This window comes from Mesorhizobium sp. M7A.F.Ca.US.006.04.2.1 (assembly GCF_004022915.1).
Classification (GTDB): domain Bacteria; phylum Pseudomonadota; class Alphaproteobacteria; order Rhizobiales; family Rhizobiaceae; genus Mesorhizobium; species Mesorhizobium ciceri.
Genome location: NZ_RZQA01000761.1, coordinates 1 through 3163, shown reverse-complemented (window position 1 = coordinate 3163; position 3163 = coordinate 1). Strand labels below are relative to the sequence as shown.

Below are 3163 nucleotides of genomic sequence, written 5' to 3'. Positions count from 1 at the left end.
GTCCTGCATCTCGGCGACATAGTGCTCGTCGACGTCGATCAGGTTTTCCAGCACGCTGCCTTTCGGCCCAACGACATGCGGCTCGATGTTGACCGCATACATGTAGGCGTCTTCGTGGAAAGGGAACGGGAAGCGCCTGATGTGCTCAGGGCTGTTCCTGAAGGTGAAGTCGTCGCGGAACGTTTCCTTGCGAAAGGTGATGCCCATGATTTCCTCCTAGCGCTCCAGGACCAGCGACCGGCCCTCGAAGCGCGACACGCACGGCATGATCTTCTTGCCCGAACGGTGCTCTTCCTCGCTCAGCCAGTGGTCGTTGTGGATGAACTTGCCGTCGCAAGAGATGACGTTGGTTTCGCACTGGCCGCAGACGCCGCCGCGGCAGAGATAGGGCGGATCGACGCCGGCCGCTTCGATCGCTTCCAGCAGGCTCTGCTGCTCATCGACGCGGATCGTCTTGCCGCTGACGGCAAGCGTCACGTCGAAAGGCAGGCCAGGCTGGGGGGCCGCGAAATGCTCGAAATGCACAGTTTCCGATGGCCAACCGAGGCTTGCCGCGCGATCACGCACCCAGTTGATCATGCCGGCCGGGCCGCAGACATAGAGATGCGTGCCGAGCGGCTGCGTCGACAGCAGCCGGTCGAGTTCGATGCGCTCGTCAAGGTCGTCATGATAGAGCCTGACCCGTCGGTCGTAGCGCTCGCGCAGCACATCGGCGTAGGTGCCGAGCGATGCGGTGCGGCAGGTGTAGTGCAGTTCGAAATTGCCGCCTTCCGCCGCAAGCTGAGCGGTCTGCGCCATGAACGGCGTGATGCCGATGCCGCCGGCCAGCATCAGATGCTTTTTGGCGCGCAGGTCGAGCGAGAACAGATTGACGGGATAGCTGACCACCATCTCCATGCCGGGCTTGACGTTCCGGTGCATGAACAGCGAGCCGCCGCGGCCGACATCGTCGCGGCGCACCGAGATCGTGTATTCGCGCGTGTCGAGCGGCGAGCCCATCAGCGAATAGGGGTTGAGCCTGGTGCGTTCGCCGTCGCGCATCTCGACCACGACATGGGCGCCGCCGGAAAAGGTCGGCAGCAACTCGCCGTCGCGCCGGCGGAAATGGAAGCGGGTGACGAGGTCGTTGACCGGGACGACGTCGCTGACCACGACATCGAGTTTTGTTGTTCCGGCGCTCATCGGAAAACCTCCTCCATCGGAGGAATCTCGCTGCGATCCTCGGCGTTGATGCAGACGCCCTGGAACGCCGCGATGCGCCTGGAATAATGATCGCGCACCAGAAGCAGCAGGCCGCAATGCGCGCAGGTCGCCGGCTGCGTCGTCACATTCTCGGTGATGCCCTTGCAGTGGACGCATTGCATGCGCCGCGCCAGCGAACCGCGGTGCTCGGTCTGGATCGAAGTGTGGTCGATGCCGGCTTCAAGCGCCACCTGCATCGCCTGGCCGATCAGGCCCTCAGTGCCGGCGAGATAGAGGCGCAGGCCCATATGCGCATTGGTCAGTGTCTGCCTAAGCCGTGGCAGCAGGCTGGCGAAGGATGGCGACAGATGAAACTGCGCCGGTCTCAGCGCTTCGAGGGCTGCGGTGTGTTTGCCGTCAGGCCCGGGAATGAAGACGATTTCGGCGTCGTCGAAAAACCCGGGCGGCGCCCTCCCGGCCATCTCCGCTATCGCCAGCGCCCCTTCCGCATCCGCGATAAAAAGATGATGCTTGCCGGGCTGCGGAGACAAGGTTCCGTAAACAGGCCGGCTGATGATGCTTTTGGCTGCCATTTAAGTCTTCGTGCCTTCGAGCGCTTCACCGTTTCATAGAAACGGCGGACCGCTCTATCTCTTTGCTTTGACGCAATTCCGGACGGAAAACCGTTTCACACTTTTCCTGGAACTGCTCGAACCCCTCGCTGTTGATTATGCCTCAACCTTTCGCCGTGCGCTTGGTCTTCTTGGGATCGTCGAATGGCAATGGCTGGGCGGTGGCCTTGATGGCGCCGCTCCTGTTGCGGATTTCGAGCTTGGTGTCCTTGACCGCGCAGTCGACGTCGAGGCGGGCGATGCCCATCGATTTCTCGACCAGCGGCGAATACATGGCGCAGGTTACCACGCCCACCTTCTTGCCGTCGCGATAGACCGGCGCACCCTCATCGGCCGGCTCCTTGCCGTCGAGCAGAACGCCGTAGATCTTGAAGCGCTCCTTACCCTTGAGGCGATAATGCTCCTCGGCGCCGCGGAAGCCGGTCTTTCCGGGGCTGACGGTGAAGTCGAGGCCGAGCTCCCACAGCGTGTCGCCGGGTCCTTCGTTCTCGAACGGATATTTCTGCGAATTGTCGTAGGGGTAGAACAGCAAATAGCTTTCCACCCGCAGCATGTCGAGGGTGGTGAAGCGGCACGGAATGATGCCGGCGCTCTTGCCCTCGTCGAGGATCCTGTCCCAGATCGTGCCGGCATCCTGGCCGCGGCAGAAGATCTCGTAGCCGCGCTCGCCGGTGTAGCCGGTGCGCGAGATCATGACGGGCAAACCGAACAGTTGCGTCTGCATATGATGGAAATAGTTGAGGTCGCGAATGCCCGGCACATGCTTGGCCAGATAGTCGACGGCGGTTGGCCCCTGCAGCGAAAGATCGTGCAGATTGTCGTCGAAGCGCAGCGACACGTCGCGGCCCATAGCCGCCCGCTGCAACTCCTCATGACCGGTGCCCGAACCATGCACGACCATCCAGGCATTGGGGCCGGTGCGGTAGAGGATGCAATCGTCGGTGAATTTTCCCGCCTCGTTCAGCATGCAGGCATAGGCCGACTTGCCGGGGTAGATCTTTTCGACGTCGCGCGTCGTCGCCAGGTCGATCAGGTGTGAAGCATGCGGCCCGGTGATGTGCACCTTCTTGAGGCCGGAGACATCCATCAGGCCAGCCTTGGTGCGGATGGCGATGTACTCCTCGTCGGCATCCTTGTCGTAGGTCCAGGCGGTTCCCATGCCGCTCCAGTCTTCGAGCTTCGAACCGAGCGCTCGGTGGCGATCCGCCAGGGTCGAAAATCTCCAGGATGCCGTCATCCGCTCGTCCTCCGTTTGGATAATGCTCTGCTGTTCCCTGCCCCCTGCGCAGTGGCGGGAGCTTTGACCGAATATTGATCGCAAACGCCAGGACGCCGCAATACCCATAAGC

General features: G+C 62.1%; 3 protein-coding genes and 1 pseudogene. All 4 read right to left on the bottom strand.

From position 1 onward, the window contains the following. A pseudogene (locus EN925_RS29575) lies at window positions 1–207 on the bottom strand (hypothetical protein); the annotation flags it as partial. 9 nt (window positions 208–216) lie between these two features. Further along, a complete protein-coding gene (locus EN925_RS29570) occupies window positions 217–1182 on the bottom strand; it encodes a PDR/VanB family oxidoreductase (RefSeq protein WP_063167620.1) in 966 nt (321 codons plus the stop codon). Further along, complete coding sequence (locus tag EN925_RS29565) at window positions 1179–1775, bottom strand: dimethylamine monooxygenase subunit DmmA family protein (RefSeq protein ID WP_063171623.1); 597 nt, start codon at window positions 1773–1775, stop codon at window positions 1179–1181. Before EN925_RS29565 ends, EN925_RS29570 begins: the two co-directional genes overlap by 4 nt. Before the next feature lie 142 nt (window positions 1776–1917). After that, window positions 1918–3051 (bottom strand): aminomethyltransferase family protein, encoded by a 1134-nt coding sequence (locus tag EN925_RS29560; protein ID WP_027163838.1) that lies wholly within the window; start codon window positions 3049–3051, stop codon window positions 1918–1920. Window positions 3052–3163 lie beyond the last annotated feature (112 nt).